Origin of the sequence: Roseibium denhamense (genome assembly GCF_009711415.1) — a bacterium.
GTDB lineage: Bacteria > Pseudomonadota > Alphaproteobacteria > Rhizobiales > Stappiaceae > Roseibium > Roseibium denhamense.
In genome coordinates, this window is the sequence record NZ_SMLZ01000114.1 from 73,882 (window position 1) to 89,435 (window position 15,554).

General features: G+C 56.7%; 15 protein-coding genes. 11 read left to right on the plus strand and 4 right to left on the minus strand.

The features are described 5' to 3' along the window. The first annotated feature begins 23 nt into the window (after positions 1-23). From E1180_RS17865 to E1180_RS17915, 11 genes are all read left to right on the plus strand, one after another. A complete protein-coding gene (locus E1180_RS17865; RefSeq protein ID WP_155193247.1) occupies positions 24-2,816 on the plus strand; it encodes a bifunctional aconitate hydratase 2/2-methylisocitrate dehydratase in 2,793 nt (930 codons plus the stop codon). Between the two features lie 270 nt (positions 2,817-3,086). Further along, on the plus strand, positions 3,087-4,766 hold the full coding sequence (locus E1180_RS17870; RefSeq protein WP_208997222.1) for a methyl-accepting chemotaxis protein: 1,680 nt from the start codon (positions 3,087-3,089) through the stop codon (positions 4,764-4,766). Between the two features lie 137 nt (positions 4,767-4,903). After that, positions 4,904-5,560 carry a heme ABC exporter ATP-binding protein CcmA gene (ccmA, locus tag E1180_RS17875; RefSeq protein ID WP_155193564.1) on the plus strand — a complete coding sequence of 219 codons (657 nt, stop codon included), beginning with the start codon at positions 4,904-4,906 and terminating at the stop codon, positions 5,558-5,560. Then, on the plus strand, positions 5,560-6,231 hold the full coding sequence (gene ccmB, locus E1180_RS17880) for a heme exporter protein CcmB (RefSeq protein WP_155193251.1): 672 nt from the start codon (positions 5,560-5,562) through the stop codon (positions 6,229-6,231). Before ccmA ends, ccmB begins: the two co-directional genes overlap by 1 nt. 225 nt (positions 6,232-6,456) lie before the next feature. Beyond that, on the plus strand, positions 6,457-7,221 hold the full coding sequence (locus E1180_RS17885) for a heme ABC transporter permease (RefSeq protein WP_155193253.1): 765 nt from the start codon (positions 6,457-6,459) through the stop codon (positions 7,219-7,221). 4 nt (positions 7,222-7,225) lie between these two features. Then, a complete protein-coding gene (ccmD, locus tag E1180_RS17890; RefSeq protein ID WP_155193256.1) occupies positions 7,226-7,399 on the plus strand; it encodes a heme exporter protein CcmD in 174 nt (57 codons plus the stop codon). 3 nt (positions 7,400-7,402) lie between these two features. Then, positions 7,403-8,011, plus strand: coding sequence for a DsbE family thiol:disulfide interchange protein (locus E1180_RS17895; protein ID WP_155193258.1), 609 nt, complete (start codon positions 7,403-7,405; stop codon positions 8,009-8,011). A 144-nt stretch (positions 8,012-8,155) separates the two neighbouring features. Beyond that, positions 8,156-8,929 (plus strand): DUF1223 domain-containing protein, encoded by a 774-nt coding sequence (locus tag E1180_RS17900; protein ID WP_155193261.1) that lies wholly within the window; start codon positions 8,156-8,158, stop codon positions 8,927-8,929. Between the two features lie 125 nt (positions 8,930-9,054). After that, positions 9,055-9,942, plus strand: a complete 888-nt coding sequence (locus E1180_RS17905) for a cation diffusion facilitator family transporter (RefSeq protein WP_155193263.1) — start codon at positions 9,055-9,057, stop codon at positions 9,940-9,942. Positions 9,943-9,967: 25 nt separating this feature from the next. Continuing rightward, positions 9,968-10,795, plus strand: coding sequence for an ABC transporter permease subunit (locus E1180_RS17910; protein WP_155193265.1), 828 nt, complete (start codon positions 9,968-9,970; stop codon positions 10,793-10,795). A gap of 12 nt (positions 10,796-10,807) precedes the next feature. Continuing rightward, the gene (locus E1180_RS17915) at positions 10,808-11,476 is read left to right on the plus strand and encodes an HAD family hydrolase (protein ID WP_155193267.1); all 669 of its coding nucleotides are present in this window, start codon (positions 10,808-10,810) and stop codon (positions 11,474-11,476) included. Between the two features lie 156 nt (positions 11,477-11,632). Here E1180_RS17915 and E1180_RS17920 read toward each other — a convergent pair whose 3' ends face one another. The 4 genes from E1180_RS17920 to E1180_RS17935 form a co-directional block, all read right to left on the minus strand. Then, complete coding sequence (locus E1180_RS17920) at positions 11,633-12,961, minus strand: ammonium transporter (protein WP_155193269.1); 1,329 nt, start codon at positions 12,959-12,961, stop codon at positions 11,633-11,635. A gap of 23 nt (positions 12,962-12,984) precedes the next feature. After that, on the minus strand, positions 12,985-13,323 hold the full coding sequence (locus tag E1180_RS17925; protein ID WP_155193272.1) for a P-II family nitrogen regulator: 339 nt from the start codon (positions 13,321-13,323) through the stop codon (positions 12,985-12,987). 546 nt (positions 13,324-13,869) lie between these two features. Next, a complete protein-coding gene (locus tag E1180_RS17930) occupies positions 13,870-14,421 on the minus strand; it encodes a DUF924 family protein (RefSeq protein ID WP_155193274.1) in 552 nt (183 codons plus the stop codon). Positions 14,422-14,523: 102 nt separating this feature from the next. After that, complete coding sequence (locus tag E1180_RS17935; protein ID WP_155193276.1) at positions 14,524-15,339, minus strand: substrate-binding periplasmic protein; 816 nt, start codon at positions 15,337-15,339, stop codon at positions 14,524-14,526. Positions 15,340-15,554: the final 215 nt, after the last annotated feature.

Consider the following 15,554-nt stretch of genomic DNA (forward strand, 5'->3'; position numbering starts at 1 on the left):
CACGACATGACGCCGGGGGTCCCATGAGCCTTTACACCGACTACCTTTCCGAGATCGAAACCCGCAACAGCCAGGGCCTGCACCCCAAGCCGATCGAAGACGGCGCCCTTGTTGCCGAGCTGATCGCGCAGATCAAGGACACCGGCAGCGAACATCGCGCCGACTCCCTGAAGTTTTTCATCTACAACACCCTGCCCGGCACGACGAGCGCGGCGGGTGAAAAGGCACAATTCCTGAAAGAGATCATCCTCGGCCAGTCCGTGGTTGAGGAAATCACTCCGGCCTTTGCCTTCGAACTGCTGTCGCACATGAAGGGTGGACCGTCCGTCGAGGTCCTTTTGGATCTGACCCTTGGCGAGGACAAGGCGATTGCCAAGGATGCGGCGGAAGTCCTGAAAACCCAGGTCTTTCTCTATGAAGTCGACACCGACCGCCTGAAGGCCGCCTATGAGGCCGGCAACGAAATCGCCAAGGACGTTCTGGAAAGCTACGCCAAGGCCGAGTTCTTCACCAAGCTTCCTGACATCGAAGAAGAGATCAAGGTCGTCAGCTACGTCGCTGCCGAAGGCGATATCTCGACTGACCTTCTGTCGCCGGGCAATCAGGCGCACTCGCGCTCGGACCGCGAGCTGCACGGCAAGTGCATGATTTCCGAAGCCGCGCAGAAGGAAATCGAGGCGCTGAAGCTGCAGCACCCGGACAAGCGCGTCATGCTGGTCGCCGAAAAAGGCACCATGGGTGTCGGCTCGTCCCGCATGTCCGGCGTCAACAACGTCGCGCTGTGGACAGGCAAGCCGGCCAGCCCCTATGTTCCGTTCGTCAACTACGCGCCGGTCGTTGCCGGCACCAACGGCATTTCGCCGATCTTCCTGACCACCGTCGGCGTGACCGGTGGCATCGGCATCGATCTGAAGAACTGGGTGAAGAAACTGGGGGCCGACGGCAAGCCGATCCTCAACAATGACGACAGCCCGGTTCTGGAGCAAAAATACTCCGTCGAGACAGGCACGGTCTTCAAGATCAACACCAAGACGAAGAAGCTTTTAAGCGAAGACGGCAGCGAAGAGTACGCCGACGTCTCGTCCGCCTTCACGCCGCAAAAGGTCGAGTTCATGAAGGCGGGCAGCTCTTATGCCATCGTCTTCGGCAAGAAGCTGCAGACATTTGCAGCCGAAACCCTTGGCGTGGAAGCCCCACAGGTGTTTGCCCCGTCCAAGGAAGTGTCCCACGATGGCCAGGGCCTGACCGCCGTTGAAAAGATCTTCAACCGCAATGCCGTCGGCTCGACCCCGGGCAAGACGCTCCATGCCGGATCAGATGTGCGCGTGAAGGTCAACATCGTCGGGTCGCAAGACACGACCGGCTTGATGACCTCGCAGGAATTGGAAGCGATGGCGGCAACTGTCATCTCGCCAACTGTAGACGGCGCCTACCAGTCCGGCTGCCACACGGCATCTGTCTGGGATCTGAAGGCCCAGGCCAACATTCCGAAACTCATGAAATTCATGAACAATTTCGGCCTGATCACCGCGCGTGATCCGAAGGGCGAATACCACGCCATGACGGACGTGATCCACAAGGTGCTGAACGACATCACCGTGGATGACTGGGACATCATCATCGGCGGCGACAGCCACACCCGCATGTCCAAGGGCGTTGCTTTTGGCGCAGATTCGGGCACCGTGGCACTGGCCCTTGCGACCGGAGAAGCCACAATGCCGGTGCCGGAAAGCGTCAAGGTCACCTTCAAGGGCACCATGGCCGATCACATGGACTTCCGCGATGTGGTGCACGCAACTCAGGCACAGATGCTGAAGCAGCATGGTGACAACGTGTTCCAGGGCCGCATCATCGAGGTGCATATCGGCACATTGCTTGCCGACCAGGCCTTCACGTTCACCGACTGGACAGCGGAAATGAAGGCGAAAGCCTCCATCTGCATCTCCAATGACGAGACGCTGATCGGCTCGCTGGAATTGGCCAAGGGCCGCATCCAGACCATGATCGACAAGGGCATGGACAACGAGAAACAGGTTCTACAGGGCCTGATCGACAAGGCCGACAAGCGCATCGCCGAAATCAAGTCCGGCGAAAAACCGGCCCTGACGCCGGATGCGGATGCAAAGTACTTTGCGGAAGTTGTCGTCGATCTGGACGAAATCAACGAGCCGATGATCGCGGACCCGGACGTCAACAACGAAGACGTCTCCCGCCGCTACACCCACGACACGATCCGCCCGGTCTCCTACTATGGCGGTGAGAAAAAGGTCGATCTGGGCTTCGTGGGCTCCTGCATGGTGCACAAGGGCGACATGAAGATTGTGGCCGGCATGCTCAAGAACCTTGAAAAGGCGCAGGGCAAGGTCGAGTTCAAGGCCCCGCTTGTGGTCGCTGCGCCGACCTACAACATCATCGACGAGTTGAAGGAAGAGGGCGACTGGGACGTTCTGCAGAAATACTCCGGCTTCGAGTTCGATGATGCGGCACCGAAGGCGACCGCCCGGACCGAATACGAGAACATCCTTTATCTGGAGCGCCCGGGCTGTAACCTGTGCATGGGCAACCAGGAAAAGGCTGCCAAGGGTGACACGGTTCTGGCGACCTCCACACGCCTCTTCAAGGGCCGCGTCGTGGAAGATGCCGAAGACAAGAAGGGCGAGAGCCTGCTGGCTTCCACGCCGGTCGTGGTCCTGTCCGCCATCCTCGGCCGCACGCCGAGCATTGACGAGTACAAGGAAGCGGTCGAAGGCATTGACCTCACCAAGTTCGCTCCGCCGCGCCAGAAGCCACTGGATCCGAAGTCGGTTCATTTTTAAGCGCCCTGAAAACTAGGCGAATAAGGCTGCGGCAATGCCGCTCGCTCTCACCTCAAGGGTTGGGAGCGGGTAGCTTTCGCAACCTTCATTCTTTTAGGACCTTTTTACTGGCTAACCTGTCGTTTTTATTAATCTTTTCCGCCTTAAAGAATTTGGCAACAGGGCAAAATAAACCCTTTTGCAAGACTGCTGCTGTATCGACTTCACACATGTTGAGCGGGTGTTTCCCGTTTTCTGCTGCTGATCTGGCTGCATGAGGAGTTGGCTGCTGTGTTGAAGAACATTTCCATCGTCAAAAAGATGCTTGGCGTCATTACCTTGCTGAGCATTGCAGCAGCCGGGACCGCCTGGTTTGCCCACAGCCAGCTCAACACGGTCGCAAATACATTCACCAGCGTCGGCGTGTCTGAGGAGGCAGCCCGCGAGGCCATGGATCTCAGGATCGATATCGTGGCCATTAGCCGGATGACCTACCAGCTTGCACTTGATGCTGAAAACGCCAACGAATATCACGCGCAAAACAAACGCCGCAGTGATGAAATGCTTGGCCGCCTGCCGATCCTCGAAGCTGCTGCCGACGCCGAACAGAAGAAGCAGCTCAATGACATCCGCGCTGCAATGATGTCCTACTTCGCAGATATCGATGCGATGATTAAGGTTGCCGAAAGCGACCCAGCCAATCCGGACGCCATTGCACAGGCTCTGGAAGTTGCACTTTCAGGGCAAAAGAACGTCACGGATACCGTGAAAGTCTACAGCACCTATTCAGCGGAAATGATGGCAAATGAGCGATCATCGGCCAGCACCTCTGCTCAGGCCGCCGCTTTCAACCTCATCCTCATTTCCGCTTTGGCGATCGCTGTTTGTATCGGGCTCGGTGTCTGGATCTCCCGCTTCGGGATTGCAAGACCGATCAGCCGCATCGTCCACACTTTCAAGGAGCTCGCCAAAGGCAACCTAGAGGTGGAAATCGGCGAAACCGAACGGGCCGACGAAATCGGCGACTTGGCGCGCACGGCCAGCTACTTCAGGGAACAATCGGTGAAAAGCGCCGAGCTGACGGAACAGGCCGAAATACGCAAGGCGGAGGCGGAAGCCGAACGCAGAGAAGGTCTGGACAAGATGGCAGCGCAGTTCGAAGACGCTGTCGGCAACATCGTCCAATCCGTTTCTGCCGCTGCGACCCAGCTGGAAACCTTTGCCCGCGAAATGTACGACACCGCGACGGTCACGTCCGAACGGTCGTCAACGGTTGCAACCACATCCGAGGAAGCCTCACACAATGTGGAAACGGTCGCCTCCGCGACGGAGGAACTAACAGCCTCCGTCCAGGAAATTTCCGGCCAGGTTGAACGTTCCAACCAGATCTCCGAGGAAGCTGCCCGCGATGCAGATTCAGCGGCCGGAAAGGTTCAGGGCCTCTCCAGTGCGGCCCAAAAAATCGGCGACATCGTCGAGCTGATTTCAGGCATTGCCGAACAGACCAACCTGCTTGCCTTGAATGCCACGATTGAAGCAGCCCGGGCCGGCGAAGCAGGCAAGGGCTTCGCGGTTGTTGCCGCGGAAGTGAAAGAGCTTGCAACGCAAACCGCCAAGGCGACTGAAGAAATTTCCGCCCAGATTACCGGCATCCAGTCTTCAACGAGCGAGTCCGCGACCGCAATCAACGGCGTTGCGGAAACCATCGGCCGCGTGAAGGAAATCAGCACCGCCGTTGCCGCCTCTGTGGAACAACAAGCCGCTGCAACTCAGGAAATCGCCTCCAACATTCAGCAGGCGGCCGCCGGAACAACGGAAGTGTCCCGGTCGATTGCCACGGTCACGGAAGCAGCCACAAAATCGAGCAGCACAGCAAGCCAGGTTCTCCAGGCTTCAGGGGACCTGGCGAAACAATCAGAGTTTCTTGAGAGCGAACTCCGCAAGTTCCTCTCTACGATTCGCGCTGCTTAACCGGACACAAGGCTATAAAGATCTGAACACCCCGGCTAAACCCGGGGTGTTTTTGTGTCTGGGCGAATTGGGCTTGCATTTGACCGTCCTTGCCCCCTAACAACACACCAGCATGCCACCAACCTTGGAGCGCTCCCCTGAACCTCATCGCCGACAAGTTAACGATCGATCGCGGCGGACGCCGGGTGTTTCAGGATTTGACGTTTTCGGTGGAGAGCGGGACGGCGCTGGTCGTAACCGGCGCAAATGGCATCGGCAAATCGTCTCTCTTGCGCACTCTTGCGGGCCTTGTGGCTCTAACGTCCGGAACAATCCGGCTTGACGGCGCAGACGAAGACAAGCCCCCCCATGAGTTCGCGCACTATTTCGGCCATCAGGATGCGGTCAAGCCCGCACTCAGCGTTCTTGAAAACCTCGGTTTCTGGCAGAGTTTTGCAGCTCCGGCGGAAGCCGAAAGCTACCTGGCGCAAACCATGACGCCGATTGGCGCGCTGGATCTGCTCGGCATCGGCCACACCGCTCACTTGCCAACGGCCTATTTGTCAGCCGGACAAAAGCGGCGCCTGTCACTGGCCCGGCTTCTGGTTACAGCCCGCCCCATTTGGCTGATGGATGAGCCTACATCGGCACTCGACAAGGCATCGGAGCAACAGCTGCTGGATCTTATGGACCGCCATCTGGCCGGCGGCGGTTTGATTGTCACCGCGACCCACACAAAGCTGGCATTGGCGCGGACCCAAGCCCTCCATCTCGAAGCCCAACCTGTGGCCGCCAGTATTGCGGAGGATGACTGATGCGGAATTGGGCATTGGTTCTGTTTCAGCGGGACCTGCAGTTGTCGGTCAGGATCGGCGGCAGCGCGCTGGTCGGCGTTCTGTTTTTTCTTGCAGTTGTAACCGTCATCCCTTTCGGTATTGGCCCGGACCTCAATCTTCTGTCCCGCATTGGACCGGGTCTTTTGTGGATCGGAGCACTTCTTGCGACGCTTTTGGGCCTCGACAGATTGTTCCAGGCCGACCGGGATGATGGAACCCTCGATCTTATTTTGATGGCCGGCCGGCCGCTGGAAGTGGTGGTTCTGATCAAATGCCTTGCACACTGGGTTGGCACCGGATTGCCGCTGGTGGTTGCCGCCCCCTTTCTGGGGATCTTGCTCAATCTCGATCCGGTCGCGACTGCCGCTGTAACAGCTACCTTGTTCGCCGGCACCCCTGCCCTCACGTTGATCGGCGCGATCGGCGCGTCCCTGACGGTGACCTTGCGCAGGGGCGGGCTGCTGCTCGCCATCCTCGTCATTCCGCTCGCGGTTCCAACGCTGATTTTCGGCGTGAGTGCCACTGATGCGGCGGTGCGGGACCCAGTTCCGTTCATGACACCGTTTCTGATCCTGTGCGCTCTATCCCTGATTGCAGCAGTGGTCGGCCCGATTGCTTCGGCTGCGGCTCTCCGGTTTGCATCGGACTAAATCAGCAGACGATAAATCGAAAACGGTTTACCGCCTCGAGCTGATCGATTACTGCGCGTTCGGGCAGGATCGTGCGTTTCCCGGAAAACGGGAAGAGGCCATCAGCGGGTTATCATCAGTTGTCTTTGGTATTGGATCTTTGATCCCGGCATTTGATACGCCGCAATGCATCCTGCGACGCAGAGATCCATTGAAGCCCCAGCTACAGTGATTTAGAAGGGTTCCATGGCATTTTGGGATTATGCAAATCCGACGCGGTTCTTGAGGCTGGTGCAGGTTGTTCTGCCCTGGCTCGCTGGACTGTGCGTCGGTCTGTTTGCTGTCGGACTTTACATGAGCTTTTTCGTGGCGCCGGAGGACTATCAGCAGGGCGACACGGTTCGGATCATGTACATTCACGTACCTGCGGCCTGGCTTTGCATGATGTGTTATTCGGTCATGACGATTTCGTCCCTCGGCACCCTTGTGTGGAAACACCCGCTTGCGGATGTTTCAGCTAAGGCCGCGGCCCCAATCGGTGCTGCTTTTACATTTATGGCGCTTGTCACAGGCTCGCTCTGGGGCAAACCGATGTGGGGCACTTATTGGGAATGGGATGCGCGCCTGACATCCGTCCTGGTGCTGTTCATTATGTATCTCGGACTGATGACCCTGTGGCGAACCATGGACGACCCGATCAAAGCTGGGAAAGCAGCGGCCGTTCTGACGCTGGTCGGCGCCCTCAATCTGCCAATCATCAAGTTTTCGGTAGACTGGTGGAACACTTTGCACCAGCCGGCAAGCGTGTTCCGGTTTGATGGACCTACCATTCACCCGGATATTTTGTGGCCGCTTTTGGTGATGGCGTTTGCTTTCACAACGCTCTTCTTCGTCTTGCACCTGATGGCCATGCGCAATGAAGTTTTGCGCCGCCGTGTCCGGTCATTGCGTTTGCGCGCTGCCAGTGCCGCGCAGCCAGGCCCGGCCGCGGCCGCCCAGCCAGCGGAATAGTCTCATGGATCTTGGACCTCACGCTTCATTTATCCTTGCTTCTTATGGCTTATGTGTACTCACGGTTCTTGTGCTGTTCGCCTGGGTTTTCCTTGACAAGGCCGCCCAAGACAAAGCTCTGAGCGAGCTTGCTGCGCAGGGCGTCAAACGGGCACAGCCTAAAAAAGAGCGGAGCTAGGCAATGAGTTCTGCAGATGAAGCCCGGGAGCCAGCCGGACGGAAACGGCAGTTTCCCCTGCTGGTATTGTTGCCGTTGATCGTCTTCGCAGCTTTGGCCGGGCTGTTTTTGTTTCAGCTAACGCTCGGCAATGATCCGAGCAAAATTCCTTCCGCGCTCATAGACAAGCCTGCGCCTGATCTTTCACTCCCGCCCGTTGACGGTATTGTCCGCAACGGCCAGCCCGTAGCCGGTTTCGGAAAGGCGGACCTTCTCGGCAATATAAGCGTGGTCAATGTCTTTGCTTCGTGGTGCGTACCCTGCCGGCAGGAACATCCGCTTCTGGAGGATCTGGTTGAACGTGTCGATGGCATTCAACTTATCGGTATCAACTACAAGGACAAGCCGGAGAATGCGCGCCGCTTTCTGGGCAGTCTTGGTAACCCCTACCGTTTGATCGGCGCGGATGACGCAGGACGCGCTGCCATAGACTGGGGCGTATATGGCGTGCCTGAGACCTTCATCGTCGATCGTGAGGGCGTCATACGCTACAAGTTCATCGGTCCGCTGGACCCGGAGAGCTACCGGTCAGTTTTCTTGCCCGAACTCGAAAAGATACGCTCCGGCGGATAGGAACCCGGACTTCATTCTGGATCCTAAGACAACCTCACACTGTTGTAAAATACACGCGAGACAGCTGATGTCACCGGCTCGTGACTCGCATGTTGATAGTCCCGGTCCTATCTTAAGCTCCAACAAGAACAGGAAGCGAGCCAAATGGTGGGACCGTCTGTCCGGGGCATAAATACAGCACTCCGGGCCATAATCTTTGTATTCTCCGGTTTTATTGCATCAGGTGCAATCGTCACTGGCGCGGCAGCTCAGCCGGCAAAGGTCATTGAGCTTTTCACGAGCCAAGGTTGCTCTTCATGCCCCCCGGCTGATGCCCTTGCCGAGCGGCTGGTTGCCGAAGACAAGGACGTTCTTACCTTGCTGATGCCTGTTGATTATTGGGACTACCTTGGCTGGAAGGACACACTGGCAAACCCGGTCTATTCGCAACGCCAGCGCGCGTATGCAGTGCGCCGCGGGGACCGGTCCGTCTATACGCCTCAGATGGTTATCAATGGCGGTGAGCACGTCATCGGGAGCCGCGAGAAGGATGTGCGGGCCGCATTGAAACGCGCCGATCCGTTTACATCTTCTGTCAGCTTGAAAATCTCTGACATGACTGTGGAAGCGACCGTTGAAGGCGCCTTGCCCGACGGCGCGAAAATGGCGACGGTTTATTTTCTAAGGATCGAAGAAGAGGTTTCGGTTGAGATCGGGCGCGGTGAAAACGCTGGCCGGCAAATCCGCTACGTCAACGTTGTCCGGGATCTCCAGCCTATGGGCATGTGGTCCGGCGGCACGGAAACATTCCGTATGCCGAAGTCGAAACTGATGAATGCAGGCAATGCCAGATGCGCAATTCTCGTCCAGATTGAAGACACTGACGGACCCGGGCGGGTTGTCGGCGCTGCAGTCATGGATTGGCGCAAGGGGTTCTAAGGCTACCCGACAGGTCATAGAAAACCGGAACGCTTCTCCAGAAAGGGTTGTTTTAGATCCAGAAACTGATACCCCTTGCCCCGGCCCGCTTTGGCGGGCCTCGGTGTTGTCAAGGGAACGACCGCATGAGTCTCCGGCTTCGGATTGCCGCTGCCAGCATAGCGGTTGGCGTATTGGTTTTTGGTCTGAAACTGGGCGCCTACTGGTTTACCGGGTCGGCTGCACTTTTCTCAGATGCTCTGGAAACCCTGGTCAATATCGTTTCCTCAATCGCCACCCTTGCGGCAGTCTGGTTCGCGGCCAAACCTGCCGACAGCAATCACCCCTACGGACATGATAAGGCGGAGTATTTCGCAGCTGTTCTGGTTGGCGTGATGGTCGTCCTTGCGGCACTTGCGATCTTCCGGGCGGCATGGGAGGGCTTCACCAACCCGAATGGGCCTGACTATGCGCTCGAAGGCATCGCCATGAACGCAGCTGCCGGGCTCATCAATGGCTTTTGGGCAGCTTACCTGATCCGGTTTGGCCGAACGGCCCGCTCACCGGCCCTGATCGCGGATGGCAAGCATCTCTTCACGGATGTCATCACGTCCGCAGGTGTGCTGCTTGGTGTTGTTCTTGTTCTCCTGACCGGCTGGACGCTCCTTGATCCGCTGCTTGCCGCTCTGGTCGGTGTTGCGGTGCTCTGGTCCGGTTGGGGCCTAATGAAAGAATCCATCGGCGGCTTGATGGATGAAGCAGCCTCAGCGGAAGTTCTTGAAAAGATACGTGTTTTGATTTCCGAACATGGTGAAGGCGCATTGGAAGCCCATGACCTGCGCACACGGATCGCCGGTAAAGTCACGTTCATCGACTTTCATCTCGTCGTACCGGGAAGCATGCCGGTTGAGGATGCTCACGACATCTGCGACCGGATCGAAGAAGCGATCCGGGACGATGTTGATGGGGCGAAAATCACCATTCACGTAGAGCCGGAACACAAGGCCAAGCATTCAGGCATCGTTGTTATCTAAGATCTTTGTCCTTAAAGGGTCCGTTATGTTTCCGGCACGCCGTGTCTCTCATCGGATTTTTGATCATTTCATCTTGATCGGAGGCGCTGTTTTCATGGGCCTGCCGGTCTACGCGCTGTTTGCAGCTGCCACACACGCCCCCGGCACACCAATCATGCCGCGGCTCGACATTGGACCAAACGGCCTTGAAAACTTCGCGGGATTCCTGACATCGCGGTTCGGTTTTTCCGGCGACGTGACCGTTGTTGCAATGATTTGGAATTCCTTCGCGCTTGGCGCAGCGTTTGCCGCGCTCAAGACGGGCATATCTCTTTTGGCGTCCTACGCCCTGATTTATTTCCGGGTACCGTTTTCTACAGCCATATTCTGGGTCTTGCTGGTCACTTTAATGCTGCCACTGGAATCCCGGTTTTTGGCAACGTACGGAATTGTTGCGGATCTTGGGCTCGTCAACACCCGGGCAGGCTTGATCCTACCTTTGGCCGCGTCTGGACTTGGGACCCTTTTCTTTCGTCAATTCCTCCTGACCGTGCCGGACACGCTTTTGGAATCCGCGCGGCTCGATGGCGCGGGCCCGGTAAGGTTTTTCACGGATATCTTGCTGCCCTTGTCCCTTCCAACTGCAGCAGCCCTGTTTCTTGTTCTGTTCGTAACCGGATGGAACCAGTACCTGTGGCCCGTCATGGTCACATCGCATGAGAGCACCTATACCCTGGTGCGCGGCATGCAGTTTTTCGGCAGCAGCAGCCTCAACGGGGTCATGCTGGCGGTCTTGGCAATCCTTCCACCAGCCTTACTTGTCATCTTGTTTCAAAGACAGGTGGTTAAAGGTCTCTTCGATGGCTCACATTAAAAGGCAACTCCGATGAAGTTTGAGGCAATCCTGTTTGATTGCGACGGCGTTCTGGTCGATTCGGAAAGACTATATGTTGAGGTGGAACGGGAGCACCTTGCCCGCATTGGCCTGGCTTATGAGTTGCGCGAATACATGGAACGGTTTCAGGGCCTGGGGAGCACAGACTTCTGGGCAGCGCTTGACGCCGATTATCAGGCACTCGGCAAAGGGCCGCTGCCGGAAACCTTCGGACCGGATCTAGACGCGGCAACACTTGCCCGCATTGAACAGGACCTTGAGGAGATAAGAGGTATCAAACAGCTGCTTGAGGCGCATCATGGTCCGAGAGCGGTGGCCTCTTCCTCCCGCTTGCACCGGCTGATCCACAAGCTTCAGCATACTGGGCTTTATCCCTATTTCGAACCACACATCTATTCAGGGCAGCAAGTCGAAAACGGCAAACCCGCACCAGACCTTTTCCTGTTTGTGGCCGGACAACTCGGAGCAGCCCCCGAACGCTGTCTTGTAATCGAAGACAGTGCCAATGGTGTGAAGGCAGGACGCGCAGCCGGCATGACAGTTTGGGGTTTTGTCGGCGGCGGCCATAGCCACAACGGTCATGCGGAGCAGTTAACGGCGGCGGGTGCACATAAAGTTGTCGGCAGTCACGACGATCTGGCAGGCCTTCTGATTGTGTAGGAGCGTTTCCAGAGAACCGGCAGGCCGCCTGGTTTCCAATCAACAAGAAAAAAACCCCGGGACGAGCCCGGGGTTCAAGTTTGCGGTCTGAGCCAATAGACCGCCTGGGAGATAGTGTGTCCAGCCGGACCGGCTGTGAGCCTGCCCGGCCAGGAATTACATGCGCTGGGAACCTGTTCCGAATTCCGGATAGGCTTCGACACCAACCTCGACCTTGTCGAGACCAAGTGCTTCTTCCTCGTCGGAAACCCGGATGCCCATGGCGGCTTTCAGGATGAACCAGACGATTGCGGATGCCAACACAGTGAAGACACCATAGGCAACGATACCCGTGATCTGGATTCCCCAGGATGCACCGTCGTTGGACAGCGGCACGATGAGCGTGCCCCAGATACCGGCAATCAGGTGAACCGGGATAGCGCCGACAACATCGTCGATTTTCAGCTTGTCCAGAAGCGGCACGGTGAAGACAACGATTGCACCACCAACTGCACCAATAAACACGGTCTGCCAAACGCTTGGAGCCAGCGGCTCAGCGGTGATGGACACGAGACCGGCCAAGGCACCGTTCAAAGCCATGGTGACATCGACTTTCTTGTACATGACCTGAGTCAGGACAATCGCTGCAACAACGCCGGCAGCAGCAGCAAGGTTGGTGTTGGCGAAGATGCGGGAGATGTCGGAGACATCGCCGATTGAGCCCATTGCCAGCTGGGAAGCACCGTTAAAGCCGAACCAGCCGAGCCACAGAATAAACGTGCCAAGGGTTGCAAGCGGCATGGAAGAACCCGGCATCGGATGCACAGCACCATCGGCGCCGTATTTGCCTTTACGCGCACCAAGAATGATCGCACCTGTGAGCGCGGCCCAGCCACCGACAGAGTGAACGAGGGTAGAACCGGCGAAGTCGGAGAAGCCCATTTCGGACAACCAGCCGGCGCCCCACTGCCATGAGCCTGCAATCGGATAGATGAAACCGGTCAGAACTACGACAAAGATCAGGAACGGCCACAATTTGATACGCTCGGCAACAGTGCCGGACACGATCGATGCAGCTGTTGCAACGAACACCATCTGGAAGAACCAATCGGAAGCGGTCGAATAACCGGTATCGAGAGCATCACCCCCAACCGCGTCAAACGAATACGGGCCGAAGGACCCCATGAAGCCGCCGTCGACGCCGGTATACATAAGATTGTAGCCGGTGATCCAGAACATCAGGCCTGCAATTGAGTACAGCGAGATATTTTTCAGGCACTGCATGGAGACGTTTTTGGAGCGGACAAGCCCGGCTTCCAGCATGGCAAAACCGGCGGCCATCCACATGACCAGGAAACCACCGATCAGGAACAGCAGCGTGTTGAAGATATAGGCGACTTCCGGAGACACGGCCGGAGCAGCTTCGGCATCTTGTGCGAGCACCGGCAAAGCCGAGAGGCTCAGCAAGGCCAGCGACGTCGCGCCCTTAGCGACAAGTTTTTTCATGAGTTCCGTTTCCTTACCTAAAATCACAGAGCTTCGGCGTCGGTTTCGCCGGTACGAATGCGCACGACCTGATCGATCGAGTACACGAAGATTTTCCCGTCACCGATCTGGCCGGTTTTGGCGGCGCCGGAGATCACTTCGACAACCTTGTCGACAGACGCGCCGTCCACAGCGACCTCGATCTTCAGTTTCGGCAGGAAACTGACGGCATACTCGGTGCCGCGGTAGATCTCGGTGTGCCCCTTCTGGCGGCCATAGCCTTTAACTTCAGTGACCGTGAGCCCCTGGATGCCGATGCTGGTCAATGCATCACGCACCTCGTCGAGCTTGAACGGCTTGATGATGGCCATCACTATTTTCATTGCTCGTTCCATTCCCCTTGTTCGCGCCTCTTCCCGGCGAAGAAGCTCGGCCAACCGGATCGTTGAGCGCCTGGTTGCGTCCCCTCTGGAAGGATCTTCTCAGGTCTGATGCGCCCGCAATGCAGCGGATGCCGATCCGACGTCCGGCATTGCTAATCAAGGACCGTGCCAACTTGCGATCTGCTGCCGTTTTCCGGCCATATTCTGCGGATCTCAAGCGTGGCGACTTTGAATCACGCGTGGGAATAGCCAGCTGGATGATGGATTTTCAGGCAGAAGAACTGCTTAAATAATAAGCAATCGATCAGTATATGATGGATTTTCAGTCAAAATCAGACATCCCCTCACAGCCGCACAAAAATACGGCAGAGGCTGTCGCCTGCACTGGTGACAGTCCTAATCCAGGGGCTGAGCACGTCACACAACTGGACCGCAGCGGCCCGCTAAGGCACTAGGTCTTTGGCAGAAATGCTAAAATATGCCCGGCTACTCCACACTTGATCGGCCTTGGGCGGCAACTCGTTGCCGGTTTATCGCCCGCTGGACCTATGCGGAAAAGCCGCCGCTTGCCAGATAGGATTCTTCCGCCGGCGTCGAGCTGCGGCCCAGGACAGCATTACGGTGCGGGAACCGTCCGAACCGGCGGATAACATCAAGATGAAGAAGGGCGTAAAAATAGAAGTCCTGATTGCCGAGAGTGCGGTTGAGATCAACAGAGCGCTCCTGAAGCGCCATGTCTTCTGCATGTTCGAACGGCAGGTAGAAAAACACCCGTACTTCCTTCGGATAGGCCCGGTCAAAACCCTTTTCCACGGCATGCTCGGCAATCGCCACAGCTTTCTCATCCGACTCGAACGCCTTAGCTGAGCCACGGAAAACATTTCGGGGCATTTGATCCAGGAAAAGCAGCAACGCAAGCGCACCATCGGCCGTAGCCTGCCAATGATCCAGCTCTCCTGACTTCGCAGCCTCGATCACTTTCAGGAATTTTGTCCGGCAGGACTGGTCAAACTTGTCATTCTTCGCAAACCATTTTCCAGCGCCTGCCTCCCACCAGAAATCGAGAATGTCGACGGGCGTTACATTGAAGTCAGTCATCGCAGGTTCCGGCATAAACTTGTGATAAGGCAGAACTTTATTGCACTATCAAACAAGCAGCTTTGCCTTTAGCCGTACCGGGGCGCAGCAGCTTTGTCTAGATCAACGCTCCGCGGATTTAACCAATAACCCTGGCTCGGCGCAGGCATTTTGTTGCCATGCCTCGACATGATACCGGAAGCGCCGATCTGTAAAACCTTCCTCGGCCAACGCTGCCAATTCCGTTTTAAAGGCATCAACCAAGGCATCATCGGTCCCCTTCGAGAAGACAGCCCAAAGCGGACTTGCCAGAGCATCAATGTAGACCACCGGCTCAATGTCATCACCGTTGTGGCCCTGACCGCAAACCGCCCCCTTCGCCAGAAAACGCGTTAACGGCAAAAGATCGATCCGCTCCAGAAAAAGCATGTCGATCCCCTGGCGAAAATCGGTGATTAGAACAAGCTTTTCATCGACGGATGGGTCTAGCTTCCGCAGATACGAGATATGGCTACCACCATCCTGAATACCGATCCGCACATCCTGTTTCAGAAGATCCGCAACGGACTCTGCTTCGATCTTTGGACGCCCTTTCAACTGATAGAAGTTTTGGCCATATGGCGAAACCTCACCAAGCCAGTGAAACCGCTCTTCGCGCGCAGGTGTCCGCGAAAGTGAGAAAAACAGCACATTCGGTTCGCTTTCAGCGATCAACATAGCTCGCTTCCAAGGGAGAAAGTCATAGCTTTCAATTTCCAGCGGGTAGGTTTCATTGACCCGCTTGATGACCTCAAGCAACGTATCCGTGACATAGCCGGCCGACTCGCCATCCTGCTCAAACTGAAGCGGAGCAAAGTTCTGGGTGACGAGCTTGATTCCGGTAGGCGGATTCGCCATCGCCGCACCAGCGGGGGCTGCTACCGTAATCATGATGACCATCAGAAGATTATAAAAAGCACCCACGGGCAACCTCGAGAAACCTTGCCCTACATTCAACTGTTCGCAGCTTAAGGAATACTTAAGCACCAAACCGGGCAGCCAAAATTAATGGTTCGCTACGACTAACGTCCCCAAAGGCGCTGGCAGCCGCGACCAAACTGCAAGTGAAATCTGACCGACCACACTTTAACGGTCGCTTCGAACTTGCTACAGAC